The sequence below is a fragment of the Promicromonospora sp. Populi genome (assembly GCF_041081105.1).
GTDB lineage: Bacteria > Actinomycetota > Actinomycetes > Actinomycetales > Cellulomonadaceae > Promicromonospora.
Genome location: NZ_CP163528.1, coordinates 2,616,109 through 2,642,144 on the forward strand (window position 1 = coordinate 2,616,109; position 26,036 = coordinate 2,642,144).

A 26,036-nucleotide genomic window follows, 5' to 3' on the forward strand; every position below is an offset into this window, starting at 1 on the left:
GCAACCCGCGATCGCGCACCACGGCCGGAGCCTGGGCCGTCATGCCCATCGCGGCGTCAGTGCGTCCGGCCCCGGCACGAACGCCTCGCCCGGCAGCACGGCCAGCGTGCGGTGCGCCACCCCGCGTGCGGTGAGGTCGGCGACCAGGACGCTCAGCACGTCCGACGTCGGGCAGGAGAACGACGTGAAGAACACGTGCGGCCCGGCCGACGACGGCTGGCTGCGCAGGTGGTCCAGGTCGAGCCCGGCGTCCGCGATGACCGCGAGGGTGGGTTGCAGGGAACCGAGGTGGTCGTCGGCCGGGCCGAACGCGAGCCACACCTGCGCCGGCGTCGTGAACGGAGGCCAGTCCGCCCTGGACTCCAGCAGCCCGTACCAGACCGGCCCGCCCTCGGCGAGGGCCGCGCTGTCCGGGAGCTCCGCGAAGCCTGCCGGGACCCGGGACCGCTCGATGACGAGCGAACCGCCCTCGCCCGCCAGGGCCACCCGCTCCTCGACGGTCGCGCGCGTGGGCACCAGGCGAAGGCTCGCGCCAAGGCCACGGAGCACGGCCGCGCAGTCGCGCATGCCCGCCTCGTCGATCACCACCTGGCCCACCGTGGCGCCCGCACCGACCCACACCCACTGGCCGGGCACGGCCACCGCCGCCGTCACGATGAGTGACGACGCACCCTCCAGGAGCGCCCGTTCGAGGCCCGGCGCCGGATGCTCCGGGTGTCCCAGGTGCACCACGGCCGCCAGGGCCTCGATGCTCGCCACCGTGGCGAGCGTGTCCGCCGTGGTGCCGAGGTCCAGCAGTTCGACCGGGTCGTTCCAGCCCGCCATCCGCGCGGCCAGCACCGCGTGCGCGGGAGACTCCCGCTCGCTACGTCCAAGCATGTGCGAAACCTACCGCCGGTCGTACGTCAGGGCCTCATAGCTGGTCGGATGGCTAGTCACACACGACCGGATTGTCCGGGTTGTAGGTGTGGTTGAAGGAGTTCTCCTTGACGACCTCGCCGTTGCGGAGGACCTGGCGGGAGATGCTGACGCTGAAACCGTCCTCGCCGCCGGGGTACGGCACGCAGTCCGCCGAGGAGTCGTGGATCACGGTCGTCGGCACGACGTTGGTCCTCGGGCTGGTGCTCTCCTCCACCGTGTAGTAGCTCGTGCTCCAGATGCGGACCGTGAGCTCGCCGCCCGAGATGAAGGCCTGCATGACCGCGCCGTACGGGGTGTCGTTGGTGAACCGCATGTCCTTGGCGCCCACGTAGATCGTGGCCTCGCGCCCCGGCGGGTAGCGAGTGAACCAGAAGGAGTGCGCGTGGTGCTCGACGTCCACGAACCCGGCGAAGAAGCTCGCGTTGAACGAGGTGGTGGCCATCTGCGAGAGGCCGCCGCCCACCGCCTCGACGTGCTCGCCGTTCTCGATGACGCCGGCGTCCTGGTAGCCGTTCTCGAGCGTGATCGGTGCGAGCGCCTCCAGCAGGGAGAACGTCTCGCCCGGCTTGATGAGGCTGCCCGTGACCATCTCCGCGCCGCGCTGCAGGTTCTGGGTGCGCACCGGCTCGTTCGTCAGCGGCGTGCTGAACTCGGAGACGATCTCCTGGACGCCCAGCGCCTCCAGCGACTCGACGGTCTCCTGCGGGTCCTGCTCGACCAGCTCGACCGACGTCTCACGATCTTCGCTCGTCGCGGCGATCTGCACGGCCTTGCCCGTCTGTTCGACGTCGAGCGTCGTGCCGGTCTCGCCCCCCACGACCGTGGGCCGGCCGCCGGCGAACTCGAAGTGCGCGTCGGACGGGACCTCCAGCAGGTCGGTAGTGCCGTCGACGATGGCCGCGACGGTCGCCTCCCCGTCCACGATCGTGACCAGCTCGGCGTCACGCGGCTCGAACCGGAACAGGCCCGCCAGCACCTCGGGCTCCAGCACCGGCGTCTGACCGCCCACGGACACCGTGACCGGTGCCGAGACGACCGTCTGTGCCACGGCGAAGGTCTCGTCGGTCTCCTGCTGCGTGATGACCGGCTGCACCGGCTCGACCGGCAGGTCGAACGGGCCGGTCTCGCTGAGCCAGCGCTCCCGGATGATGCGCGCCGTCTCGCTCACCTCGATCCGCGAGCCGTCCTCCGCGTCCGTCTTGACCGCCTGCCCGTCGACGAACGCGACGGTGCCGTCCACGGGGGCCACCGCGAGCGATTCCTCGAGACTCGCGACCGCGGGCTCGAACTTCTGGTTGTCGACGGCCAGTACCAGCTCCCCCTCGGAGCCGCCGAACATCTGCTCCCACATCCGCAGCGGGCTGAGCGAGAACCCGGTGAGCTCCGCGGCCGTCGCCTCGGCGTCGATCGCGAGGCCGCTGGCTTCCGGGGACAGCTGGGCCGTGCCCTCGCCTGCGGTGAGCTCGATGGGCTCGTTGATCCGCGGGGCGAGCTGCTCCGTGAGCGCCGACGCCGCGTCGGTCTGCGTCATTCCGCCCACGTTGACGCCCGCCACCGTGGTGTCACGCGGTGCCGTGTCGCTCAGGAGCCACGCCACCAGGGCGTAGATCGCGAACAGCACGACGGCGCCCAGCACCGTGAGCAGCGCGATCCTGGGACCCCGGCTCGGGGCGCCGTCGCCGGCGAGGCCGAAGAAGCCGTCCCGGTCGCCCGCGTTCGGGCCGCCCGGGCCGGCGGGGCCCTGGGGAGCGTTCGGGTCGCTGGGGTCCACGGGGGCGGCGCCCAGCGGCGGCGCCTCGGTACGCACCGGCGCCCAGCGGGTGCCGGCCAGCGGGCGCGAGACGCGCTGGATCGCACCGGTCAGCGGCTTGAGGAACGGAACCTGGCCGGAGCTCGGCGGCGGCACCGTGCCCGGGGCGGGAGCGACTGCGCCCTGAGTCGGCGGGACCGCGCCCAACGGCGTGCCCGACGTGCGCGGCGGTACGGAAGGCGGAGCGGACGCCGGCGTCGGGACGGCTGCGCCTGCAGCGCCCGACGCGGCTGCGGCGGCGGCCGCGACTGCCCCTGCAGTCCCAGCTGCGGCTCCAGCCGCAGCTGCGCCGGTCGCGGCCGGGCCATTCGCGGCCGTCTGGGCCGCGGACGCGGGTGCCGCCGCCTCCACCGGGGACTTCTCCGGCGTCACCGGGTCCGGCACGGTCTGCGGAGCGGTCGATCCCGGCGTGGTGCCGGCCGGGGCCGTCTTCGGCCCGGGGACAGCGACCGGATCGGCCGCCGGGGCCGCCGCGGCGCCCGCTGCGGCCGCTGTCGCTCCGACTGCCGTCGCTCCGAGCGCTGCAGCGCCGAACGCTGCCGCCGCCGGAGCTCCGACGTCGGACGACGGCGCGGCCGGGGTTGACGTCACCGGCTCGACGGGAGCCGCGTCCGCCGTCTTGTCGGGGGTCTTGCTCGGGTCTGCAGCGTCCGGAGATACGTCCGAGGAGGTCTTGCTCGGGTCTGACACGTCTGGGGCCTGTCCTGCCGTTGAGGCGGCCGGTGTCGTGCCGGGGCGCGTAGTGTCCAGCGACTGTGCGCCCTGGTTCTCGGTGCTGCTCGCGCCCGGGACTGACTTGGGCGGGCGGTCGAACGCGAAGACGCGCGGGGTGTAGCCACTCCTGGGCGCCACGGCGGCCTTCGCCGGCGGGGTCGCGAGCTTCTCGACGACGGTCTGCAGCACGGCCACCGGGTCGGGGATGTCCGTGCTCGGCTCCGCGAGTGGGCTCGGGGTCACTGGCTCACGCGGTGCCACCTGCTCGACCGGCGTCACCGGCGTCACCGGCGTCACCGGCGTCACCGGCACATTCGGCACCACCGGCACGGTCGGCACCACCGGAGCGCTCGGCGTCACCCGCTCGACCGGCGCCTCCGGCGAACTCGGCGTCGCGACCGGCGCCTCGGCGTCGGCTCCAGTGCCCTGCGGGTCGCTCCCGGTCCCGGCCGGCACGACGGGCGCTGCTGCAGCCGGCGGTGCCGCAGGCGGCACGACGGGCGGACGCGGGGCCTCTGGGGCCTCGGACTGCTCCGGAGGGGTCACGGGCTGGGCCTCGTCTGCGGATCGGGGAGCCGGCGGAGCGGTCGGTCGACCGGCCGGTACTGGGGACTGCGCCGCCTCGGGGCCTGTCGGCCGAGCAGGAGGTTTAGCTACCTGCCGCGGGACGCTGCCAGGGCGCGTCCGAGACAAGCGGGGAGGCATCGCCGGGGCGGGTTGCGTCCCGGCGTTCTCGTCTGACGTCGGCTCGAGCGGTTCGTCACGCTCGGTCGGCTGACCCATCGGCACTCTCCGTGCAACTACCCGAGACGCGGACTCTCCGCGTCCCCCAGTGGCGCACCGGGCCTGCGGCGGATCCGCTGGACGGGGCCGCCCTGCCGGGCATCTTATCCAGCGAGATTCGCGCCTGCGGCCCCGTACTGGGCGCCCCGAGGTGGAGGTTGTGTATCAATCCTGCCCACCATCCTTAACCAGTCTGCGAAGAACTGCAGACCTCATGCAATGTGCCGGTCCCGGCGGGCCGGGACCTCGGCGAACCACGACGACGGCAGGAACGCGACGACCGCCAGGATCCCTACCCCCGCATACGACCAGACCAGCCCCAGCACGCCGGCCGGGACCACGACGTCGCCCCCGGAGCCCGGCAGCGACAGCGCCTGCACGATGGCGACCCAGCCCACACCAAATCCCAGGAGCGTGCCGTAGCCGGCCCAGGCGCGCGCGAGCACACCGCCCGCCGCCGTCAGCGCCAGCGCGAGGACCAGACCGAGATACCAGGACTCGTCGCCGAACCGGTGCACCACGGTCCCTAGGGCGCCCAGCACTGCGCCGAGCAGGACGGCCAGCAGGGTGCGCACGATCGTTCGTCCGAGGGGGCGGCCGCGTGAGTTCACCCAGTCATTGTCCAGCATTCCCCTGGGAGCACACTGCACGTGTGAAACACTCCGGCGGGTGAACACGCTCCAGTCCCAGACACAGCTGATCGTCAGGCAGCGAATCCGCATGATGGTCAACCAGTACGAGGTGCACGGCGCGCGGCCCGACGGCGGCGAGGGGGACCTCTACGCGTTCGCTCAGCAGAAGCGTATGGCGTTCCGCGAGCAGGTCACCATCTACACGGACGACACCAAGCGGGAGGCCCTGCTCGGCTTCAAGTCCCGCCAGGTGATGGACCTCGGCGCCACCTACGAGGTGGTCGACGCGGGCGGCACCCCGATCGGCTCGTTCCGCAAGGACTTCGCGGCGTCGCTGCTGCGCAGCACGTGGCACGTCGACCAGCCCGGGCTGGGCATCGTCACCGGGGCCGAGCGCAGCCTGCCCGTCGCCATCATCCGCCGGCTCGCCGAGGTGGCCTGGCTGCCGTACCACTTCGACTTCCTGATCGACGGCCGGCCCGGCTTCACCGTCGAGAAGAAGTGGGGCCTTCGCGACCGTTACGTGGTAACCATCCACGAACCACAGCTAGACCGCCGCCTGGTAACGGCCATGGCGATCGCCCTGGACGCCCTCCAGGAGCGCTGAGCTAGCCGGGGTCCGCGGCCAAGTAGGTCTCACTGGTCAGGATCGGGGACAGGACGCCGTTCGAGAGGGCGTACCAGCCCGCGACCAGGCCCTCGGGTCGCGTCAGCGCCGTCGTGTGCTGGACCTGTGTGGCGTGGGCCCGCAGGGCGGCGGTCACCCGGTCCAGCACCGGTCCGACGTCGACCCTTACGACCCGCAGGCCCGCTGCCTCCAAGTTCTCCTTGGCGAACGGCGGCAGGTCTCCGTCGGGGTCCGCGAACGTGAGGCCCTCGGCGGCGGCCAACGCCCGCGCCTCGGGCAGGGCGGCGAGCATCGCGCGCGCCTCGCGCAGGTCCGACGCCGACGCGACTGCCTGCCAGAGCTCGGCCCCGGCCCACGGCTCCTCCCCCGGCCCGACGACGGCGGCGCGCCCTTCCGCGGCTGCCCGGCGGGCGCCGTCGGGCCGCCAGGCCGGGTCGGCCGCGAGCTGCAGCGCACGGACCGTCACCTCGTGTGCACGCACGTGGTCGGGATGTCCGTAACCTCCACCAGGCTCATAGGTCGCGACGACGGCGGGGCGCCGCGCGCGGACCAGCACCGCGAGCCGGGCCGCCGACTCTTCGAGCGACACCCGCGCGAATGCGGTCGGCGGCGCGTCCGGGGCGGGGCCGGCGACGCCGGGCGCCACCCAGGCCATCCCGGAGTCCTCGTACCGCACCTCACCCGCCGCATCAGAGCCCGCCGCGTCAGTGCCGGCCGCGTCAGACCCGTGGGTCACCCCGGCGACCTGTGCAGCTGACAGCGGGAGGGTGTCCAGGAACGTGTGCTCGATCGTCCCAGCCGAGGCCGGGCGATCGGTGTCGCCAGCGCCGGCCCTTGCCAACCGCTCCAGAGCGGCCGCCAGCTCGGTTTCCCGGTAGGCGCCCAGCGCGGGACCGTCGCCCTCGAGGCCGGCCCGCCGCTCCGACGTCGTACCGGGAAGGGCGAGGACCTCGCCGCGCTCCCCGCGCGTGCACGTGACCACGTACACGGGCCGACCGGCCGCGGCGAACGAGGCGATCAGAGCGCCGGTCGACAGCGTCTCGTCGTCGGGATGCGCGTGCACGGCCAGCAACCCCCCGAACGCACTGAGTGCTGGATGCTCGTTCGGAGGACGGGTAGTCATCGAACGAGCATCCAGCACTCAGCGGTGGCGGAAGGAGGTCAGTTGCGCTTGGCGCGCGCCGTCGCTCGGGCGCGGTCCGTCGCGTTCAGCAGCACCTTGCGGATGCGGACGACCTCGGGGGTCACCTCGACGCACTCGTCCTCCTGCGCGAACTCCAGCGACTCCTCGAGCGTGAGCTTGCGCGGCGGGATCAGGTTCTCGAAGTTGTCGGCGGTGGCGGACCGCATGTTCGTCAGCTTCTTTTCCTTGGTGATGTTGACGTCCATGTCTTCGTTCCGCGAGTTCTCGCCGACGATCATGCCCTCGTACACCTCCTGCGTGGGGTCCACGAAGAAGGAGCCGCGCTCCTGGAGGTTGATCATGGCGAACGGCGTGACCTTGCCGGATCGGTCCGCGACGAGCGAGCCCGTCATGCGCGACTCGATCGGGCCGTGCCACGGCTCGTAGCCCTCACCGATCGAAGCCGCGATACCGGTGCCGCGGGTGTCCGTGAGGAACTGCGTGCGGAAGCCGATGAGCCCGCGCGCGGGAACCATGAACTCCATGCGGACCCAGCCGGTGCCGTGGTTCGTCATGGTCTCCATGCGGCCCTTGCGCTGCGCGAGGAGCTGCGTGACGGCGCCGAGGTACTCCTCGGGCACGTCGATGGTCATGCGCTCCATCGGCTCGTGCAGCTTGCCGTTGATCTGCTTGGTGACGACCTGGGGCTTGCCGACGGTCAGCTCGAAGCCCTCGCGGCGCATCTGCTCGACGAGGATGGCCAGCGCCAGCTCACCGCGGCCCTGCACCTCCCACGCGTCGGGACGCTCGGTCGGGAGCACCTTGAGCGACACGTTGCCGACGAGCTCGGCGTCGAGGCGGTCCTTCACCTGGCGGGCGGTGACCTTGTGGCCCTTGCCGCCCTTGCCCGCGAGCGGCGCGGTGTTGATGCCGATGGTCATCGAGATGGCCGGGTCGTCGACCGTGATGAGCGGCAGGGGGCGCGGGTTGTCGAGGTCGGTGAGGGTCTCGCCGATCATGATGTCCGCGATACCCGCGACGGCGACGATCTCGCCGGGGCCGGCCTTGTCGGTCGGCACGCGGTCGAGTGCCTTGGTCTCCAGCAGCTCGGTGATCTTCACCGTCTGCAGCGAGCCGTCGTGCCGGGCCCAGGCGACGTTCTGGCCCTTGACCAGGGTGCCGTTGTGGATGCGCAGCAGGGCGAGCCGGCCGAGGAACGGCGATGCGTCGAGGTTGGTGACGTGCGCCTGCAGCGGCATGTCCTCCTCGTACGTCGGGGCGGGGGTCTTCTCGAGGATGGTCGCGAACAGCGGCTCGAGGTCCTCGCTGTCGGGCAGGCCACCGTCGGCGGGCTGCTCCGTGGAGGCGCGGCCGGCCTTCGCCGACGCGTACACGACGGGGACGTCGAGGATGGCGTCCAGGTCAAGGTCCTCGACCTCGTCCGACAGGTCGCTCGCGAGGCCGAGCAGCAGGTCCGTGGTCTCGGCGACGACCTCGGTGATGCGCGCGTCCGGACGGTCGACCTTGTTCACGACGACGATGACCGGAAGCTTCGCGGCCAGGGCCTTGCGCAGCACGAAGCGCGTCTGGGGCAGCGGGCCCTCCGACGCGTCGACCAGCAGCACGACGCCGTCGACCATCGACAGGCCGCGCTCGACCTCGCCGCCGAAGTCGGCGTGGCCCGGGGTGTCGATGACGTTGATGGTGATGCCGCCGGGCTCGCCGTTCGCCGCCGCCGCGGGACCGGAGTACCGGATGGCGGTGTTCTTGGCGAGGATCGTGATGCCCTTCTCACGCTCCAGGTCGCCCGAGTCCATGACGCGGTCCTCGAGGTGCTGACGGGCACCGAAAGAGCCCGACTGCCGCAGCATGGCGTCCACGAGCGTGGTCTTGCCGTGGTCGACGTGGGCCACGATCGCGACGTTACGCAGGTCGGAGCGGGTCGCACGGGCCGAGGTCGGCGCGGTTGCAGGCACGGTCACGAAGCACTCATTTCCAGAAGGGAGGTCAGGGGCGCGGACTCTGGTCCCGAAGGGACCGGTCTCGCAGCATCACCCATCTTACCCGCGAATCGAAATCCCCAGGTGTCGACCGCATCACGCCCAGGAAAACACTCCGGGCGCGTCGACGCCCTGGTCACCTGAGGAGACCAGGGCGTCGACGCCTTCGTGCGGAAAAGAGGTCAGCCGGCGATCTCCAGGCTCGCGCCCGGGATGGCCGCCAACAGGTCCCGCGTGTACTCCTGCTGCGGGTTGTCGAACACCTCGTCGGTCGGTGCGTGCTCCACGATGCTGCCGTCCTTCATCACGGCCACCAGGTCGGCGATCTGCCGCACCACTGCCAGGTCGTGCGTGATGAACAGGTAGGACAGCCCCAGCTCGGCCTGCAGGTCGTTGAGCAGCGTCAGGATCTGCGCCTGGACCAGCACGTCGAGCGCCGAGACGGCCTCGTCGAGCACAAGCACCTCTGGCTTGAGCGCCAGCGCACGCGCGATGGCGATGCGCTGCCGCTGGCCACCTGAGAGCTCGTTCGGGAACCGGCGCATGGTCGCCTGCGGCAGCGAGACCATGTCGAGCAGCTCGCGGACCCGCGCCTCGCGGGACTTCCGGTCGCCCACCCGGTGCAGGGCGAGCGGCTCCTCGATCGAGCGGAAGACCGAGAACACCGGGTCCAGCGAGCCGTAGGGGTTCTGGAACACAGGCTGCACCCGACGGCGCAGCGCGAACTGCTCCCTCGCGGTCATCTTGGTGATGTCCTTGCCGCCGAACAGGACGCTGCCCGACGTCGGCTCGAGCAGTCCCAGCACCATGTTGGCCGCCGTGGACTTACCCGAGCCGGACTCGCCCACCAGCGCGAGCGTGCGGCCCTTGGGCAGCACGAAGTCGACGCTGTCCACCGCCGTGAAGTCGGTGTGCGAACCCGGCCGGGAACCGCGGATGCGGAACACCTTGGTCAGGTCCTTCGCCACGACGACGTCGGGCGCGGTGGTCTCCTCCTCGTCCGCGTGCTCGGCGAGCAGGTCGTCGGCCTCCTGGCCGCGCTCGTGCGCGGACTGGATGCGCCGCGACGCCAGGGAGGGCGCCGAGGCCACGAGCCGCTTGGTGTACTCGTGCTGCGGGTCCTTGAGGATCTGTGCCGCCGGGCCGGACTCCACGACCTTGCCCTTGTACATCACCACGAGGTGCTCGGCGCGCTCGGCGGCCAGGCCCAGGTCGTGCGTGATGAACAGGACCGCCGTGCCGAGCTCCGCGGTCAGGCCCTCCAGGTGGTCCAGGATCTTCTTCTGGACAGTCACGTCGAGGGCGGAGGTCGGCTCGTCCGCGATGAGCAGCTTGGGCCGGGAGGCCAGGCCGATCGCGATCAGCGCGCGCTGGCGCATGCCGCCCGAGAACTCGTGCGGGAACTGGCGGGCGCGCCGGGCGGCATCGGGCAGGCCGGCCTCACCCAGCAGCTCGGCGACGCGCGCGGTGCGCTCCGCCCTGCTGCCCTGGAAGCCGTTGGCGACCAGCGCCTCGTCGATCTGCGTGCCGATGCGCCACACGGGGTTCAGGTTCGACATCGGGTCCTGGGGTACCAGGCCGATCTCGCGCCCGCGCAGGTCCTCGACCTGCTTGCGCTTCAGGCCGACGAGCTCGCGCCCGCCGAACGAGATGGACCCGCCGGTCACCCTGCCGGTGCCCGGCAGCAGGTCGATGATCGCGTGCGCGGTCGTCGACTTGCCGGAGCCCGACTCACCCACGATCGCCACGGACTGACCCGGGTAGATCGTGAGGTCCACACCGCGCACGGCGTCGACCTTGCCGGTCGCAGTGGTGAAGGAGATCTGCAGGTCGCGGATCTCGAGCAGCGGGGTGCTGTCGTCCCGCTGCTCGGCGGGCACCGGGGCGTCCTCGGTGGTCCCGTCGGTGAGGCTGATAGTGGTGGTCATCGCTTCCTCGCCTTCGGGTCGAGGGCGTCGCGCACCACGTCGCCCATCATGATGAAGCTCAGCACGGTGAGTGCGAGCGCGGTCGCCGGGTAGGCCATGATCTCGGGGGCCACCCGGATGGAGGCCTGGGCCTTGGCGAGGTCGCCGCCCCACGAGACGGTCGACGTCGGCAGGCCGATACCGAGGAAGCTCAGCGTCGCCTCGGCGACGATGAACGTACCCAGGGCCACCGTCGCGTAGACGATGATCGGCGCGGCCGCGTTGGGCAGGATGTGCTTGCCGAGGATCGCCAGGCGCCCCATGCCGAGCGCCTTTGCCGCGGTGACGAACTCGTTGTTCTTCACCCCGAGCACCGCACCGCGGGTGATCCGGGCAATCGACGTCCAGCCGAACGCCGCTAGGACAACGGCGACGACTACCTCGTTCCGGTCCTCCAGCAGGCTCATGATCACGATCGCCGCGAGCACGAACGGCACCGCGAAGAAGATGTCGGTGAACCGGGACAGGAGCGAGTCGAGCCAACCGCCGAAGTATCCGGCGATCGAACCGACGAGCGTGCCGACCACAACGACGAACACTGTGGACAGTAGGCCGACGATCACCGAGGCGCGTGCGCCGTAGATCGCCCGCGCATAGATGTCGCAGCCCTGCCTGTCGAACCCGAAGATGTGCCCGGCAGCGGGCGCGCCCAGCGAGTCCTCCAGGAAGCACGCTCTAGGGTCCGCCGACGTGAACAGCGCCGGCACCGTCGCCATGAGGATGACGAACACGATGAGGGCCGCGGAGACCCAGAACAGCGCCCGATGACGCATGTCGCGCCAGGCGTCTCCCCAGAGGCTGGACGGCGCCTCGGACGTGTCGACAGCATCGACAACACCGACCCGCACCTCCTCGGGGGGCGCCACGAAGTGGCCCTGCCCCGGTCGCGGGGTCTTCTCGTAGCGGTTGTCAGGCATAACGGATCCTCGGGTCCAGGACGGCGTACAGGACGTCCACGATCAGGTTGGCGACGATATAGACGATGACCAGCACCGTGGTCAGTGACACCACTGTCACGTTCTCGCCGCGGACGATCGCCTGATAGAGGGTTCCACCGACGCCGTTGATGTTGAAGATGCCCTCGGTGACCAGGGCGCCGCCCATGAGGTTGCCGAGGTCGATACCGATGAACGTGACGACCGGGATGAGGGAGTTGCGCAGCACGTGCCGCGTCATGACCTTGCCCTGCGGCAGCCCCTTGGCGCGCGCGGTGCGCACGAAGTCCGCCGTGATGTTCTCGACGACCGACGTCCGTGTCAGGCGCAAGATGTAGGCGAACGACGTCGTGGCCAGCACGACGGCGGGCATCAGGAGGCTGATGAAGTCGGGATCTCGTCCGGCGGTGATCGGGAGCCAGCCGAGCTGCACGCCCACGACGGCCTGCAGCACAAAACCGATCACGAAGGTCGGCAGCGAGATGAGCAGCAGGCTCCAGAGCAGCACCGTCGAGTCGAACAGCTTGCCCTTGCGCACCCCGGCCCACAGCCCGAAGCCGATGCCGAACACGGTCTCGATGACGATGGCCATCAGGGCGAGCTGGAACGTCACGGGGAAGGCCTGGGCAATTACCTCGACGACGGGGCGCCCGGTGAACGTGACTCCCATGTCGAACGTGAAGACGCCTCGTAGGAAGTACAGGTACTGCATGAAGAACGGCTGATCCAGGTGGTACGCCTCGCGGATCGCGAGCTCGGCAGCCGGCGACAGGCCGCGCTCACCGCCGAGAGCAGCCACGGGATCGCCTGGGCGCAGGAACACGAGCCCGTACAGCAAGAGCGTGGCGCCGAGGAACACGGGGATCACCTGCAACAGCCGGCGTCCGATGTACCAGAGCATGGGTTGGTCTCCTTGTTGATAACTGCGGAACATTCTCCCGGACCAGTTCCGGTGCTGTGTCCCGCACAGTTGAGGGCGGGGCGCGCAGTCCACGCGCCCCGCCCGTCACCTGGGATGATAGGTCAATCCGGCGGACCGGAAGTGATCGCTATCACTCCGCCTTGGTCACCTCGTAAAGCAGCGGCATGCTGTCCCAGCCGAACTCCACGTTCTCCACGGCCTCGGAGTGTCCGGCAGTGGTGGAGTAGTACCACAGCGGGATGCCCGGGAGGTCCTGGAAGAGGATCTCCTGCGCCTGGTTGTAGAGCACGTTGGCCTCGTCGAGCGACGGGGCGGCAGCGGCCTCGGCCAGAGCGGCGTCGAACTCGTCGCTCACGTAACGGCCGTCGTTCGAGCCGGCCAGCGCCGCCTCGCTGTAGAGCGGGCCGAGGTAGTTCTGCAGCGAGGGGTAGTCCGCCGACCAGCCGGCACGGAACAGACCGTTGACGCTGCCGTCGGGGCCGGCGTCGCGCTCGTTGAGGAACTCGTCGAACGTCGCGTAACCCGTCATCTCGCAGTCGATGCCGAGGTCATTGATGTACCCGTTGCACACTGCCTCCACCCAGTCCTGGTGCGTGGAGTCGGTGTTGGTGTGGATCGTCAGGACGTAGTCGTCCGGCAGCGGGTCTTCCTCGTTGGCCTGGTCCCAAAGGGACCGGGCCTCTTCCGCGTTGTACGTGGTGACCTCGTTGCCCGGGATCTCGCCGGTCCAGCCGTCGATGACGGGCGACGTGAAGTCGGTGGCCGGGATACGGGTACCCGCGAAGATCGTCTCGGTGATCTGCTCCCGGTTGATCGCCAGAGACAGAGCCTGACGCCGCAGCAGACCGGCCTCGCCCTGGAACTCGGGGAGCCACTCGGGCACCGTCATCGCGGCGAAGCTGGCGGACGGCTCGCTGACCGCTCCGTCACCCAGGTCCTCCTCGAAGGTGCTCATCGCCGTGGTCGGCACGTTCTCGAGGATGTCGAGGTTGCCGCCCTGCAGGTCCGCGTACGAGGTGTTCTCGTCCGTGTAGACGATGAAGTCCAGGCCACCGTTCTGCGCCAGGCGCGGACCGGCGTACGACTCGTTCGGCACGAGGCTGAGCTCGGACTCGTGCTCCCAGCTCTCCAGCGTGTACGGCCCGTTGACGACGGTGGTGTCCGGCTCGGTGCCGAACGCCGCGGGGTCCTCGAAGAACACCTCGGGCAGCGGGAAGTACGCCGAGTAGCCCAGGCGGATCGGGAAGTCGGACTCCGGCTGACCAAGCGTGACCGTGAACTCGGTGGGGCTCACGACCTCGAGGCCGGACAGCGTCTCCGCCGTCGGCTCCTCGGCCATGCCGGAGACATTGCCCTCCTCGTCGAACTCGGGCACACCCTGAGCCTCGGCGAAGCCCTCGATCGGCGAGAAGAAGCCAGCGCCCTTGGCGCCGTTCGGGCCGTAGCCCGCCCAGTTCCACGCGTCGACAAAGCTGTCCGCGGTGACCGGGGTACCGTCCGACCACTCCCAGCCGTCCTGGATGGTGATGGTCCAGGTCTGGTTGTCGTCAGACTCGATCGACTCAGCGATCTCGTTGTGCACGACGCCCTCGGCGTCGTAGTAGACGAGGCCGGAGTAGAGATTCTGAACGACGAGACCACCCTCGGTCTCGTTGGTCATCGACCCGATGAGCGGGTTCTGGGGCTCACCGTTGCTGATCGTCACGATGCCGTTGCTGGCGCCTTCGGCGGGCGGATCTTCGCCGCCGCTACCGCCACAGGCAGTCAGCACGAGCGACGAGGCAAGTGCGAATGCGCCGAGCCCCACAAGTCGCTTACGAGGTGTCACGTGTCCTCCTGGGTAGCAGTACACCCCGGCCCGGCGGTCGCCGTCCGGAGCGATGCGGGCGCAACGTTGCGCCCCGTGGTTTCACGCCTAACGTAACCGGTCCCCACACGTCCCGATGACCACCTACAGGGAAACGCCACCGAGTTGTGACCATCTCGGTATGCGTGGGTAACACCAGGTAACAGTTCTGACCAGGTGGTTCTCACGACCGTAACACTAGCGCGGTGAGGGCCTTGGCCAGGAAATTCACCCGTTGCCTCAGGCCACCACCTGCCCGTCATGCAGCTCCACCACCCGGTCGGCTCGGGCCATCAGCTCCGGATCGTGCGTGGAGACGACTGCGGCCACACCCCGCTCGTGCACGACCCGGGCGAGCAGGTCCATCACCACCGCCGCCGTCCCGGAGTCGAGCTGCCCGGTGGGCTCGTCCGCGAGCAGCACCTCCGGTTCGGCCACGAGCGCCCGGGCAATGCCCACCCGCTGCTGCTGCCCGCCCGAGAGCTCGTACGGCCGCTGCTTCGCCTGCCCGGTCAGCCCCACGGCCTCCAGCGCCGCCGCCACCCGCTCCGCCCGCTCGGCCGCCGGCGTGCGCCGCAGCCGCAGCGGCACCTCGACGTTCTCCGCCGCGGAGAGCACGGGCACCAGCCCGAACGACTGGAACACGTAGCCGATCCGGTCGCGCCGGGCGGCGAGCACCGCCGTCTCCCCCAGGGCGGTGAGCTCGGCGTCGCCGAGCCACACGCTGCCCGACGTCGGCCGGTCCAGCCCGCCCAGCAGGTTCAGGAGCGTCGTCTTGCCCGAACCCGAGGGGCCGCGCACCACGAGCAGCTCACCCGCGGCCACCTCCAGCGAGGCGTCCGCCAGGGCACGCACCTCACCCGCGCCGGTGCCGAACACGCGGGTCAGGCCCTGAGCGCGCAGCACGGTGCGGGCCGGTGTGGTGGTGGTCATCGGTCCTCCTCCTTCGGGGTCTCGGCGGGCTCGGCCGCCGGGCCCGGGCCCGGCGCCGCCGGCCACACACCCACGTGGTCCGGCTCCAGCGCCAGCCGCACCCGGTCGCGCAGGTCGAGGGCGTGCACAAAGTCCTGCGGCAGCTGCAGGCGGCCCACCCGGTCGAGCACCGCGAACTCCTCCGACACGTGCCGTGCCTGCCCGTGCTCATCGGTCTCCGTGCGCCGCAGCGTCTCCGTGGAGGTGCGCCCGTCGCGGATCTGGATGGTGCGGGCGACGTGCTCGGACACCGTCGGGTCGTGCGTGACGATCAGCGTGGTCACGCCCGTCTCCCGGTTCACACCGCGCAGGGCCTCCAGGACCTCCACCGACGTGGCCTCGTCGAGCTCACCGGTGGGCTCGTCCGCGAGCAGCACCCGCGGGTTGTTGGCCACCGCTACCGCTATCGCGGTGCGCTGCTGCTCGCCGCCGGACATCTCGCCGGGCCGCCGCCCGGCCACGTGCCCGACCTCCAGCAGCTCCAGGAGCGCCTCGACGCGGCGCGTGCGCTCGCGACGCGGCAGCGTGTTCGCCAGCTCCAGCGGGAGCCGCACGTTCTCGCTCGCCGTGAGGTACGGCAGCAGGTTGCGCGACGTCTGCTGCCACACGAAGCCGACGGTGGACCGCTGGTAACGCACCCGCTCGGCGTGGCCCATGGTCAGCAGGTCAGTACCGGAGACCACCGCGGACCCGCCGGTCGGCGTGTCCAGGCCGGAGAGAATGGTCAGCAGCGTCGACTTCCCGGAGCCGGACGCCCCGACGACGGCGACGATCTCCCCCGGGTCGACGCTCAGGGTGAGGCCCTGCAGCGCCTGCACCTCGACGCCGTCCGTGGCGAAGATCCGCACCAGGTCGCCGCAGCGGATCTCGCCGCCGCCTGCCGGCTCGGCCGACGCCGGCGCGTCACCCGTCAGCTCGATCGTCGTGCTCATCGGGTCTCCTCTCGAACGTCTGGGCCTCGAACGCCTGCGTCTGCAGTAGTCATGTCAGTCGTTGCTCCCCATCCGGAGCTGGGCGGCGACCTCGCCGCGCCGGCTCAGCGCCGCCGCGACGCCCACCGCGGCCAGCACCACCACGAAGAACCCGGCGGCGGCCGCGCCCAGCAGCAGCGGGTCGTACTGCGCGTCGGGTTGGATGTTTCCGCCGGTCAGGGCCGTGACGTCCACCGCGGCCAGCACCAGCGACGGCACGGCCACGCCGAGCACCGCGCCCACCACGAGCGCCACCACGGCCCACGGCCCGATCTCCCAACCCACCAGCCCGCGGCCCTGCCGGGGCGAGAGGCCCAGGGTCTGCAGCACGGCGAGCAGCCGGGCTCGCGCGGGCGCGGCGAGCATCAGCGTCATCACCACCGCCGCCGCGCACAGCAGCCCCGCGAGCAGCACCGCCAGCACGAACGCGACCGCCAGGCCCCCGGAGACGGGCGCAGCCAGGATGTCGGCGGCCTCCTGGTCCGGGTCCTCGACCACCGCCGTCGGCAGGAGCTGCGAGATCTCGGCGGTCACCGCGGTGCGGTCCGCGGCGTCGGCCAGGCCGACGAGCGCGAGCCGCGCGTAGGCGTGGTCGCCCGTGCCCTCGGCCAGCCGGTCGGCGTCGGCGAGGACGAGGGCTCGGCCCGCGGGCAGGCCGGGCAGCTCGTCGACCACGTCGACGACCCGGACGGGCACGCTGCCCTCCTGCGTCACGAGGGTGCCGCCCGTGCTCCCGGGGCTGACGCCAGGGCCGGCCGCGGCACTGGTGAGGATCACGGGCACCGCGTCGTCCGCCCCACCCGGCCCGGTCAGCGCGTCCAGCGTCTCGGGGGCACCGGCCACCTCCTCCTGGGCGACGGCCAGCGCCGCGGCGTCCACCGTGTAGACCTCGGTGCGGAGCGACGATGCCTCGTTCTGCAGCACACCGTCGCCCACCGCGCCGACCGGCGTGACCGCATCGACCCCGTCGAGCGCCGCGATCTGCGCCGCCACCGGCTCGTCGACGACCGGACCGGAGACCCGCAGGTCGGCGCCGGTGGCCCGCCACGCCTCGCGGACCACACCGCCGGAGACGGTGGAGTAGAGCACGGCGGACGTCGCGGCGACGGCCACGGCCAGGACGAGCGCCACCGCCGGGACGGGCCCGCCCGCCGGGTCGCGCGTGGCGCGCGCGGCACCGAGGAACGGGACCAGGTCGCGCCGGGGCGCGAGCGCCCGCTCGACGGCGAGGGCGAGCCACGGGTAGGCGCGCACGGCGAGCAGGGTGAGCGCGAGGGAGACCAGCAGGGGTGCGGCGGCGACCAGTGGGTCGACACCCGCTCCGGCGCCGGTGGTGGCGCCCGAGCCCGCGACGACCCCGCGGGTCAGGAGCAGCCAGGTCGCGAGCGCCGCACCCGCGACCACGAGCACCTCCAGCACCCAGCGCACGCGGCTGCGCGAGCGGGGTGCGAGGTCGGCCCGGGTGGCGCGCAGCCCGGCGGGCGAGGTGGCGAACGCCAGGGCCACCGCCGGGGCAAGACCGGCGGCGAGGGCGAGCGCGACCTGGCTGACGGTGACGGGTGCGTCCATGCCGACGCCGGCCGAGAGGGCGAGCCCCGCAGCAAAACCGGCCACCGCGGACCCGAGGCCCACGACGAGGCCCTCGCCGCCCATGAGCACGCGGAGCTGGGTTCCGGATGCTCCGCGGGCGCGCAGCAGGGCCAGCGCGGGGCGACGCCGGTCGACCACCAGCCGGGCGCCGAGCGCGAGCACGGCCACGGCGGCGCCGAGCGGCCCGACGGCCAGCACCGCGACTATCGCGTCGACGCCGGTGCGCTGCGCGAGCAGGCGCTCCAGGATCTCGTTGAGGCGGCTGGTGGGCCGTAGCTCGATCGCGAACGGGTCGTCCGGGGCGGCCTCGACGATGATCGTCCTGGCCGACTGGCCGTTGAGCTGGGCCAGGAGCAGTGGCACGTCCGCGGCCGTCACGCTGTCGGTGCTCACCGGGTACCAGACGCGGGTCTCGGCCATGCCGAGCGTCAGCGGCGTGATCATCGCCGGGTCCACGTAGGCGGCAGCGGTGCCGAGCAGCCCGCGGTTCGGGTCGGCGATGACGGACGCCCGGGCCCCCAGGGCGTGGTGCAGCCAGTAGTCGGCGTCGGGGTCGCCGGTCTCGAAGATGCCGGTGACGACGAAGGTCGGATAGCGGTCGGCCAGGGCGATCACCCCCGTGCCCGAGAGGTTGTCGTACCGGCCGCCGAGCTCCCAGCCGTACGTGTCCGCGACGGCTTGTGAGACGGCTACCTCGAACGGCGGGGCCTGCGCCGTGGGCTGTCCCAGGGCCTGCTCCTCGTCCCCGAACACGGGGCCCGACGTCGCGGCGGGCCAGCGCCCCGCGACGAGCTCGGCGTGCTCGCTCAGGTCGGTGGCCGTACGGAGGAAGACCTTGGCCTCGGCCAGCTCGGAGACCGGCACCGGGTCGGTGTACGCGGGGTCGGTCGAGGTCACATGGAACTGCGGCGCGCCCATCACCGAGCGCAGCGGCTCCGGGGTCTCGGCGCGCACGGTGTCCAGGTTCGCGAGGAACGGCGCCCAGTCCGGCTCGGCCGGCACGCCGCTCTCGATGCTGCCGGGGTCGTAGAACCCCACGTCCGGCGGCTGCCCAGGGATCGCACCGACCACGGAGATGACGTCGCGGGCAGGCCCGGAGGACTCCGCCGTCTCGTACGCCACCTGGTCGGCGTGCATGGTCGCGACGGCGCGCGGCGCGGTCGACAGCACCCCGGCCGCGAGGAACGCGACCACGCCGAGCGTCGCCGTCGCGCCCCAGGACGTGCGCAGCTGCCGCCGCGCGAGCAGGCCCAGCCCGGACAGCGCGCCCATCAGCGGACCTCCTCGCGGTAGGTGGTGTCGCGGGCCTGCGCAGCCACGCGCGCGCCCACGCCGATCGCGACCAGGGCGAGCCCGGCCACGGCGGCGGCCAGCACCAGGCCGGTCCCGGCGGTCTCCAGGACGAACCGGGCCGGCGGCGCGGCGTCGATCCCAGTGAGGGTCGCGGCCGCGAGGCCGCCGACGACGAACCGCGCCACCCCCCACCCGGCGGCGGCGCCGATCGCGAGCGCCACCACGCAGACGGCGATCAGCTCGGCGGCCCGGGCTCGGCCCTGCGTCGCGGGGCCGAGGCCCACGGCGCGCAGGACGATCACCTCGCCGCGCCGTTCGCGCAGGGTCGCCACGGCGACCGCGAGCACACCCGCCAGCGCGAGCACCGTCGCGCCCGCGGCGGCCAGCCAGAACGAGACCCGCACCGGGACGGCGGTGTCGGTCGAGCCATAGCCCGGGGTCGTGACGGTCGGCTGCTCCCGGGTGCTCGTCGCGGAGGCCTCGGCCTCGGCGATCGCGGCCCCGGCCAGGCGCGCCACGGCGCCGGCGGGCGCCGTGGCGCCGGGCGGGGCCGCGGCCAGCCAGACCTCGTTGGTGAGCACCGGGTCGCTCACGCCGCGCACGAGCGCGGCGGCGAGCGCGCCCCGGTCCAGCAGGGCGGCGTATGGTTCGAGCGCCCCGGGTATGGTGCCCGACGCGGCGACGGCGACCACCTGCAGACGCGTGCCGCCGAGGGTGAGCTCGAAGGGGTCGCCCGCGGCGATGTCCAGCGCTTCAACCAGCGACGACGACGCCAGCAGAGGAATGGTCCCGGCGTCCGGCGTGGTCAGGAGGCGCAACCGGCTGGCGCCGACCGCGAATCCGCCGAGCGGCATGGTGAGCTCGGCCTCGCCGGGCCGGGGGTCTGTGGCCAGCTCCAGCCCCTCGGGGCCGTCGAGCGTCTCTGACAGCGTCCATCCCCGGGCGTCCACGGGTTCCCCGCCCGCCGTCAGGCCCCCGACGGACAGGGTCGCGGTCGCCATCGACCAGCCGGGGGTCGTGTCCAGGTTCACGGCCGCGACCCGCCAGGCCTGCCCCTGCGGGGGCGGCGGCACCTCGCCGGACAGCTCGTGCGTCGTCCGGTCCGGGCCGAGCGTGCTGCCGGTCCCGTCGCCCTCGGCGAGCTGCCCGAGGTCAACCTCGGCGAGGGTGCCGTCGCGTGCCGCGAGCAGCAGCGACACGTCCAGCTTGTGCCCGGGTGCGCCCTCGGGCAGGAGTATCTCCACGGTCGGGCGGATCTGGCCGGTCAGGGTGAGGCTGATGTCGCGCGCGTCGTCGGGCAGGGCGGGGGCCCCGGCGAACGCGTCGTTCGCCAGGTCGTCGGCGAGCCGCCCGACGTCGAGCACCTCCGCCGGCGCTCGCACCACCAGCGGCACCGCCGCCGCGGGCAGCGCGAGCATCGTCACCGGACGTCCGTCCGCGTACGCGGTCCCGGACAGCACCGGCGCGGCCGCCACGGCCTCGCCGCCGGGCCCCGCACCGCCGGGCAGGTACGGCGCCGGGTCGAGCGGCCCGCTCTCGGGGGCCATGACCCGCACGTCTGCACCGTTCGCGAGCACGTCGACGTCAGCCCGCAGGCGCTCCGCGGTGCCCGTGTACCCGCCGGCCAGCGTCGCGGCCCCGCCCGCGAGCACCAGCAGGACCACCGGCACCACGTACACGACGATCCGGCGCGCCACCTGCCGCGCCGCCAGCGGCCCGACGATCCCTCGCGACCGTCCCGCGAGCCCCGCCCACAGGCGGGTGGCCGGGCCGAGCACGGCCATCGCCACCACGGCGAGCGCGGCCAGCACCAGGGCCGGGGCGGCAGCCGCCGTCGGGTCGGTGCGCGAGCCGTCGGGGGTGGTCAGCAGGGGCGAGCCGTAACGCAGCAGCTGCGTCACGCTCACCGCGGCGGCGGCCACCGTCAGCACCACGGTGCCCAGGGCGGCCACCTGGCGCACCCGCCCGGAGCGGTCGGTCACCTGCCGCCGCACCGCCGCCTGTGCCTGCAGCGCTGCGACCAGCACGAGCGCCGCGGTGGCGACGACGGCTACGGCGAGCGCCACGGCCAGCGGTGTCGCGGCGGGGACTGCCGCACCGCCGTCGGCCCGGGCGACCACCCGCAGCGCGGCCCACGCGGCGCCACCGCCCGCGGCCGCGGCGGTCAGCGCCAGCAGCGCGCCCTCGACGCCGGCGGCACCGGTCACCGTGCCCGGTGCGGCACCGCGCGAGACGAGCAGCGCGACCTCACCCTCCCGGGTGGCGGCCAGCAGCCGCGCCACCTGGACGAGAGCGACCAGGCCCACGAGCGCCAGCAGGCACAGCGGCACCAGCGCCACGGCATCGGCGGCGCGCAGCGCGGCCTCCAGGTCGGCGGCCGTCACCTCCAGCGTGCCAGCGACGGTGAGGCCACGCGGCGCGACGGTACGGTCCTCGCCCAGCGTGCGCTCGACCTCGGCGGTGAGCGCCGCCAGGGCGGGCAGGTGGGCGGGGTTGAGTGCGGCGACGTCGGGCACGACCGTCCAGCGGGCGAACGGGTCGGTGTCCAGGCCCGCGAGGACCTCCGGGCTCACCACGACTGGGCCGAGGTAGGCGCCGTCGGCCCCGGTGAGCGCCGTGGGGTCGCCGAGCCAGACCGCGGCGTCGGGGTCGGTGACGCGCCAGGTGGCCGCGACGGTGACGGGTGTGCCGGTGTCCGTCGGGGCGTCCGGGTCGATGCCGAGGCGGACCGTGTCGCCGATCGTGAGCCCGGCGGCCTGTGCGGCGTCCGCCTGCACCGCTGCCTCGTCGGTGCCGGAGGGCCAGACGCCGTCCACCAGCGTGACGCCGTCCGCGCCCCCACCTGCGAATGCCTCCGCGCGCGACGGGGCGGGCAGGACGGCGACCGTCCAGCGGCCCAGGTCCTGACCGTCGCTGCCCTGGGTGTACTGCGGCTCGGTGCGTAGGTCATAGGCGACGTGGTGCGGCACGCCGTCGAGCAGCTCAGCGAGCACCTGCTGGACGGCGGTGTCCTGGACTCCGGCGTCATCCCCGAGACGGGTGGCGAGCTGCAGCGCCCGGCCCGACGGCTCGGTGCCGGCCAGGCCGTCGCGGGCGCCCGCCGTCGCGGCGGCCTGTGTCCAGCCGACGGTCACGCCGAGGGCCCCCGTCAGCACCGCGACCAACAGCCAGACGAGCGCGAGCAGCCCACGGTGCGCCGTCGACCGGCGGGCTAGGAGGGTGGCTCGACTCACGGAGCAAAACTAGCCGGGCTGTCCGACACCCACGACAAAACTAATGACGCCCAGGGCAACAATCCGGTCACGCCGTGCCGAGCAGTCGGTTTCGAGAACGACTTCGGGTACCGAATCCGGCTGGAATCGGTACCCGAGGACGTTCTCGAAGCGGACCGGCTGCCCACCCCGCAGGAGCTAGCGCTGCGTCGCCGGGGCGTACGCGCGCTCGGTCGCGCCGATGTACAGCTGGCGCGGGCGGCCGATCTTCGTCTGCGGGTCCTTGATCATCTCGCGCCACTGGGCGATCCAGCCGGGCATGCGGCCCAGCGCGAACAGCGGCGTGAACATCGCGGGCTCGAAGCCCATGGCCTTGTAGATGAGGCCCGTGTAGAAGTCGACGTTCGGGTAGAGCTTGCGCTCCACGAAGTAGTCGTCCGAGAGGGCGATCTCCTCCAGGCCGCGCGCGATGTCGAGCAGCGGGTCCTTGACGCCGAGCTTGTCGAGCACCTCGTCGGCGGACTTCTTCACGATCGCGGCGCGCGGGTCGTAGGACTTGTACACGCGGTGGCCGAAGCCCATCAGCCGCACGCCGTCCTGCTTGTTCTTGACCTTGTCCATAAAGGTCGCGACGGTCTCGCCGCCCGACTGGATCTTCTCCAGCATGGTCAGCACGGCCTCGTTGGCGCCGCCGTGCGCGGGGCCAGACAGGGCGTTCACGCCCGCGGCGACCGACGCGTACAGGGTCGCGTTGGACGAGCCGACGACGCGCACCGTGGACGTGGAGCAGTTCTGCTCGTGGTCCGCGTGCAGCACCAGCAGCTTCTCCAGGGCGTCCACGATCACCGGGTCGGCCTCGTAGGCCTCGTACGGCGTTGCAAACGTCATGCGCAGGAAGTCCTCGACGTAGCCGCGCGAGTAGTCCGGGTACAGCAGCGGCTCGCCCACTCGGCGCCGGTGCAGGTAGGACGTGATGGTGCGCGTCTTGGCGAGCAGGAGCACGGTGGCCAGGTCGACCTGCTCGTCGTCGGCCGGGTCGAGCGACTCCGGGTAGAACGTGCCCAGCGCGTTCACGGCGGACGCGAGCACGGCCATCGGGTGCGCGTTCCGGGGGAAGGTGCCCATGAACGTGCGGAAGTCCTCGTGCACCAGGGTGTGGCGGTTGACCCGCTCGGTGAACGAGTCCAGCTCCGCGGCGCTCGGCAGCTCGCCGTAGATGAGCAGGTACGCCACCTCGAGGAAACCCGCACCCGAGGCCAGCTGGTCGATCGGATACCCGCGGTAGCGCAGGATGCCGGCGTCACCGTCGATGTACGTGATCGACGACTCGCACGAGGCCGTGTTCATGAAGCCCGGATCGACCGTGACCAGGCCGGTGTCCTTGAGCAGCGACGTCACGACTATGCCGTCGTTACCCTCGCTGGCGGCGACGACAGGCAGGGTGTGAGAGGTTCCGTTGACGGCGAGCTCGACTTGGCTCAAGCCGTCCACCGGTGTGGAGGTCATGTCTTCCTTCCTGAATGGCGCACGAGGGACGCTGCTGTGAGGGAAGCTGACGGGCAGCGTCGACCTGGGCCACGACAATATCGCGCCCAGCTCTCGTTTTTCCAATCCATCGGTCAAGCCTCTGTGAGGCGTGCCACACAGTCGGCAATCTGCGCATCAGTGGCGGTCAGCGCCACGCGCGTGTGCCGGTCGTCGCCGTACAGGTGCCCGGGAGCGGTCAGGATCCCGCGCTCCGCGAACCACTCGGCGACCTGCGCTCCGGAGCGGCCGTCGGGCGCCGCCACCCACAGGTACAGGCCGGCGCCAGACTCGTCCACGACGAGCCCGGCCGCGCCGACCGCGGCGGCCAGCGCATGGCGCCTGGCGCCGTAGGTCGCCCGCTGGGCGGCGACGTGCTCGTCATCGGACAGGGCCGCCGTCATCGCGGCCTGCACCGGTGCGGGCACGATCAGGCCGAGGTGCTTGCGGGTCTGGGTGAGGTCGGCGATCAGGGCGCGATCCCCCGCCAGGAAGGCCGCCCGGTAACCCGCGATGCTGGACTGCTTGGACAGCGAGTACGCCGCGAGCAGGCCCTCGTGCGAGCCCCCGCACACGCGCGCGTCGAGGATCGACGGGACTCCGGCGTCGGCCCACGGGGCCTCCCACGCCAGCTCCGCGTAGCACTCGTCGGAGACGACGACGGCGCCGAGCGCCCGCGCGGCGTCGACCACCTCGCGCAGCGCCTCGACCCCCAGGACGCGGCCCGTCGGGTTTCCGGGCGAGTTGACCCAGACCGTCTTCACGTCGTCCCGGCCGGCCCAGTCGGCTACGTCGTCCGTCGCCAGCGGTGTGGCACCGGCCGCGCGGATGCCCGCCAGGTACGTCGGGTAGGCGACGGCCGGGAGCACCACTACGTCCCCGGGGCCCAGGTGCAGCAGCGAGGGCAACAGGCCGACAAGCTCCTTGGAGCCGATGGTCGGCAGCACGGCCGCGGGATCAAGTCCCGGCACACCCCGGCGGCGGGCGAACCAGTCGGCGACGGCCTGACGCAGCGCGGGCGTGCCGGCCGTCATGGGATACCCGGGTGCGTTCGACGCCGCTTCGAGCGCGTGCCGCACGACGTTGGGCGTCGGGTCCACGGGGGTGCCCATGGAGAGGTCGACCAGGCCACGCGGGTGGGCCTTCGCGGTAGCGGTGATACCCGCTATCGAGTCCCAGGGGTAGGGCAGGTCGGACAGATCTTGCAGGCCCACGTCAGGCCTGGGGCGGGAGAGCCGCGATCATCGGGTCGTCCTTGTTGATCACGCCCATCTTCGCGGCGCCGCCCGGGGAGCCCAGGTCGTCGAAGAACTCCACGTTCGCACGGTAGTAGTCCTTCCACTCCTCCGGGACGTCGTCCTCGTAGTAGATGGCCTCCACCGGGCACACCGGCTCGCACGCACCACAGTCCACACACTCGTCCGGGTGGATGTAGAGGGAGCGGCTGCCCTCGTAGATGCAGTCCACGGGACACTCCTCGATGCACGCGCGGTCCTTCACATCAACGCACGGCTGAGCGATCACGTAGGTCACTTCGAGGGTGTCCTTCCACTTCCGGACTAAAGAATCATGCAACGTGCAGTCCGCGGGACGGACCCTGCGGCGCGATCCTAGTATCTCCCGGGACACCCCCAGATCCCCACCGGTCTCACGCAGCGGAAGGAGAACCCGAGTGACATTCGCTACACCACCCGTGCCAGACGGCGTACCAGGCGGCGTGTCAGGCGGCGACTGGCGCGGTCTGCCGCCCGGCACACGGGTAGTGGTCCGCCGCCGGCTAGCGCCCGCAGGCCCCGTCGTGTCCGACGGCGGCACCGCGCACCGCTGGACCGACCTGATCGGCTTTGTCGTCGAGGTGTCCGACGCCGGTCTACGGCTGCGCACCGACCCGGTGCCCGGCCGCGGCGAGCCGCAGGAGGTCGACGTGGCGGCCGCCGACATCGAGGCCGCCAAGCCGATCCCCCCGAGACCCGTCAGGCGTTCTGGTCCACCCAGATGACGCCGGTCGGGCACATGCTCACGGCCTCCTGGACGGCGAAGTCGTGCTCGGGGCCCGGGCGCTCGTTCAGCAGCTTCACGATCCCCTCCTCGTCCTGGTCGAACACGTCGGGTGCGAGCAGGACGCACTGGCCGGCGCCGCAGCAGGCGTCACGGTCCACGATGATCTTCATGGGACCACTCTCCCTACCAATG

The 26,036-nt window shown here is 72.1% G+C and carries 19 protein-coding genes; 2 read left to right on the top strand and 17 right to left on the bottom strand.

Features of this window, described 5'->3' with window-relative positions; translation table 11 throughout:
- Window positions 1-39: 39 nt before the first annotated feature.
- The 3 genes from AB1046_RS11875 to AB1046_RS11885 form a co-directional block, all read right to left on the bottom strand.
- The gene (locus tag AB1046_RS11875; protein ID WP_369369519.1) at window positions 40-879 is read right to left on the bottom strand and encodes a hypothetical protein; all 840 of its coding nucleotides are present in this window, start codon (window positions 877-879) and stop codon (window positions 40-42) included.
- Between the two features lie 52 nt (window positions 880-931).
- Entirely contained in the window at window positions 932-3,991 is a 3,060-nt protein-coding gene (locus tag AB1046_RS11880; RefSeq protein WP_369369520.1) for a VanW family protein, read from the bottom strand.
- Between the two features lie 449 nt (window positions 3,992-4,440).
- A complete protein-coding gene (locus tag AB1046_RS11885; protein ID WP_369369521.1) occupies window positions 4,441-4,839 on the bottom strand; it encodes a hypothetical protein in 399 nt (132 codons plus the stop codon).
- Between the two features lie 58 nt (window positions 4,840-4,897).
- Here AB1046_RS11885 and AB1046_RS11890 point away from each other — a divergent pair, with 58 nt between their 5' ends.
- Window positions 4,898-5,467 carry a hypothetical protein gene (locus tag AB1046_RS11890; RefSeq protein ID WP_369369522.1) on the top strand — a complete coding sequence of 190 codons (570 nt, stop codon included), beginning with the start codon at window positions 4,898-4,900 and terminating at the stop codon, window positions 5,465-5,467.
- A gap of 1 nt (window position 5,468) precedes the next feature.
- Here the strand turns inward: AB1046_RS11890 and AB1046_RS11895 are convergent, their stop codons facing one another.
- The 13 genes from AB1046_RS11895 to fdxA all read right to left on the bottom strand — a co-directional run bounded on the left by AB1046_RS11895 (window position 5,469) and on the right by fdxA (window position 25,376).
- Entirely contained in the window at window positions 5,469-6,611 is a 1,143-nt protein-coding gene (locus tag AB1046_RS11895; protein WP_369369523.1) for a PIG-L family deacetylase, read from the bottom strand.
- Between the two features lie 38 nt (window positions 6,612-6,649).
- Complete coding sequence (gene typA, locus AB1046_RS11900) at window positions 6,650-8,587, bottom strand: translational GTPase TypA (RefSeq protein ID WP_369375671.1); 1,938 nt, start codon at window positions 8,585-8,587, stop codon at window positions 6,650-6,652.
- A 206-nt stretch (window positions 8,588-8,793) separates the two neighbouring features.
- Entirely contained in the window at window positions 8,794-10,539 is a 1,746-nt protein-coding gene (locus AB1046_RS11905) for a dipeptide ABC transporter ATP-binding protein (RefSeq protein WP_369369524.1), read from the bottom strand.
- Window positions 10,536-11,495, bottom strand: a complete 960-nt coding sequence (locus tag AB1046_RS11910) for an ABC transporter permease (RefSeq protein WP_369369525.1) — start codon at window positions 11,493-11,495, stop codon at window positions 10,536-10,538. Before AB1046_RS11910 ends, AB1046_RS11905 begins: the two co-directional genes overlap by 4 nt.
- Window positions 11,488-12,414: an ABC transporter permease gene (locus AB1046_RS11915; RefSeq protein WP_369369526.1), complete on the bottom strand. Its 927-nt coding sequence runs from the start codon at window positions 12,412-12,414 to the stop codon at window positions 11,488-11,490. The genes AB1046_RS11910 and AB1046_RS11915 overlap by 8 nt, the downstream gene beginning before the upstream one ends.
- 151 nt (window positions 12,415-12,565) lie before the next feature.
- Window positions 12,566-14,140: an ABC transporter substrate-binding protein gene (locus AB1046_RS11920; protein ID WP_369369527.1), complete on the bottom strand. Its 1,575-nt coding sequence runs from the start codon at window positions 14,138-14,140 to the stop codon at window positions 12,566-12,568.
- Between the two features lie 381 nt (window positions 14,141-14,521).
- A complete protein-coding gene (locus tag AB1046_RS11925) occupies window positions 14,522-15,214 on the bottom strand; it encodes an ABC transporter ATP-binding protein (RefSeq protein ID WP_369369528.1) in 693 nt (230 codons plus the stop codon).
- Window positions 15,211-16,185 (bottom strand): ABC transporter ATP-binding protein, encoded by a 975-nt coding sequence (locus AB1046_RS11930; protein ID WP_369369529.1) that lies wholly within the window; start codon window positions 16,183-16,185, stop codon window positions 15,211-15,213. The genes AB1046_RS11925 and AB1046_RS11930 overlap by 4 nt, the downstream gene beginning before the upstream one ends.
- Before the next feature lie 54 nt (window positions 16,186-16,239).
- Entirely contained in the window at window positions 16,240-19,086 is a 2,847-nt protein-coding gene (locus AB1046_RS11935; protein ID WP_369369530.1) for an FtsX-like permease family protein, read from the bottom strand.
- Window positions 19,086-22,340, bottom strand: a complete 3,255-nt coding sequence (locus tag AB1046_RS11940; protein WP_369369531.1) for an FtsX-like permease family protein — start codon at window positions 22,338-22,340, stop codon at window positions 19,086-19,088. The genes AB1046_RS11935 and AB1046_RS11940 overlap by 1 nt, the downstream gene beginning before the upstream one ends.
- A gap of 177 nt (window positions 22,341-22,517) precedes the next feature.
- Window positions 22,518-23,825, bottom strand: coding sequence for a citrate synthase (locus tag AB1046_RS11945; RefSeq protein WP_369369532.1), 1,308 nt, complete (start codon window positions 23,823-23,825; stop codon window positions 22,518-22,520).
- Between the two features lie 113 nt (window positions 23,826-23,938).
- A complete protein-coding gene (gene dapC / locus AB1046_RS11950; RefSeq protein WP_369369533.1) occupies window positions 23,939-25,057 on the bottom strand; it encodes a succinyldiaminopimelate transaminase in 1,119 nt (372 codons plus the stop codon).
- A gap of 1 nt (window position 25,058) precedes the next feature.
- Window positions 25,059-25,376, bottom strand: coding sequence for a ferredoxin (fdxA, locus tag AB1046_RS11955; RefSeq protein ID WP_369369534.1), 318 nt, complete (start codon window positions 25,374-25,376; stop codon window positions 25,059-25,061).
- A 139-nt stretch (window positions 25,377-25,515) separates the two neighbouring features.
- Here fdxA and AB1046_RS11960 point away from each other — a divergent pair, with 139 nt between their 5' ends.
- Window positions 25,516-25,842 (top strand): DUF6725 family protein, encoded by a 327-nt coding sequence (locus AB1046_RS11960; protein WP_369369535.1) that lies wholly within the window; start codon window positions 25,516-25,518, stop codon window positions 25,840-25,842.
- Here AB1046_RS11960 and AB1046_RS11965 read toward each other — a convergent pair.
- Complete coding sequence (locus tag AB1046_RS11965) at window positions 25,817-26,014, bottom strand: ferredoxin (protein WP_369369536.1); 198 nt, start codon at window positions 26,012-26,014, stop codon at window positions 25,817-25,819. The two genes, AB1046_RS11960 and AB1046_RS11965, sit on opposite strands and share 26 nt — an antisense overlap.
- Window positions 26,015-26,036 lie beyond the last annotated feature (22 nt).

What these genes read in the sequence shown, in the direction of transcription:
- AB1046_RS11915 (WP_369369526.1), bottom strand. Translation starts at nt 12,414, where the DNA reads ATGCTCTGGTACATCGGACGCCGGCTGTTGCAGGTGATCCCCGTGTTC.
- AB1046_RS11910 (WP_369369525.1), bottom strand. Translation starts at nt 11,495, where the DNA reads ATGCCTGACAACCGCTACGAGAAGACCCCGCGACCGGGGCAGGGCCAC.
- AB1046_RS11945 (WP_369369532.1), bottom strand. Translation starts at nt 23,825, where the DNA reads ATGACCTCCACACCGGTGGACGGCTTGAGCCAAGTCGAGCTCGCCGTC.
- AB1046_RS11905 (WP_369369524.1), bottom strand. Translation starts at nt 10,539, where the DNA reads ATGACCACCACTATCAGCCTCACCGACGGGACCACCGAGGACGCCCCG.
- AB1046_RS11875 (WP_369369519.1), bottom strand. Translation starts at nt 879, where the DNA reads ATGCTTGGACGTAGCGAGCGGGAGTCTCCCGCGCACGCGGTGCTGGCC.
- AB1046_RS11925 (WP_369369528.1), bottom strand. Translation starts at nt 15,214, where the DNA reads ATGACCACCACCACACCGGCCCGCACCGTGCTGCGCGCTCAGGGCCTG.
- AB1046_RS11895 (WP_369369523.1), bottom strand. Translation starts at nt 6,611, where the DNA reads ATGACTACCCGTCCTCCGAACGAGCATCCAGCACTCAGTGCGTTCGGG.
- AB1046_RS11965 (WP_369369536.1), bottom strand. Translation starts at nt 26,014, where the DNA reads ATGAAGATCATCGTGGACCGTGACGCCTGCTGCGGCGCCGGCCAGTGC.
- AB1046_RS11935 (WP_369369530.1), bottom strand. Translation starts at nt 19,086, where the DNA reads ATGGGCGCGCTGTCCGGGCTGGGCCTGCTCGCGCGGCGGCAGCTGCGC.
- AB1046_RS11930 (WP_369369529.1), bottom strand. Translation starts at nt 16,185, where the DNA reads ATGAGCACGACGATCGAGCTGACGGGTGACGCGCCGGCGTCGGCCGAG.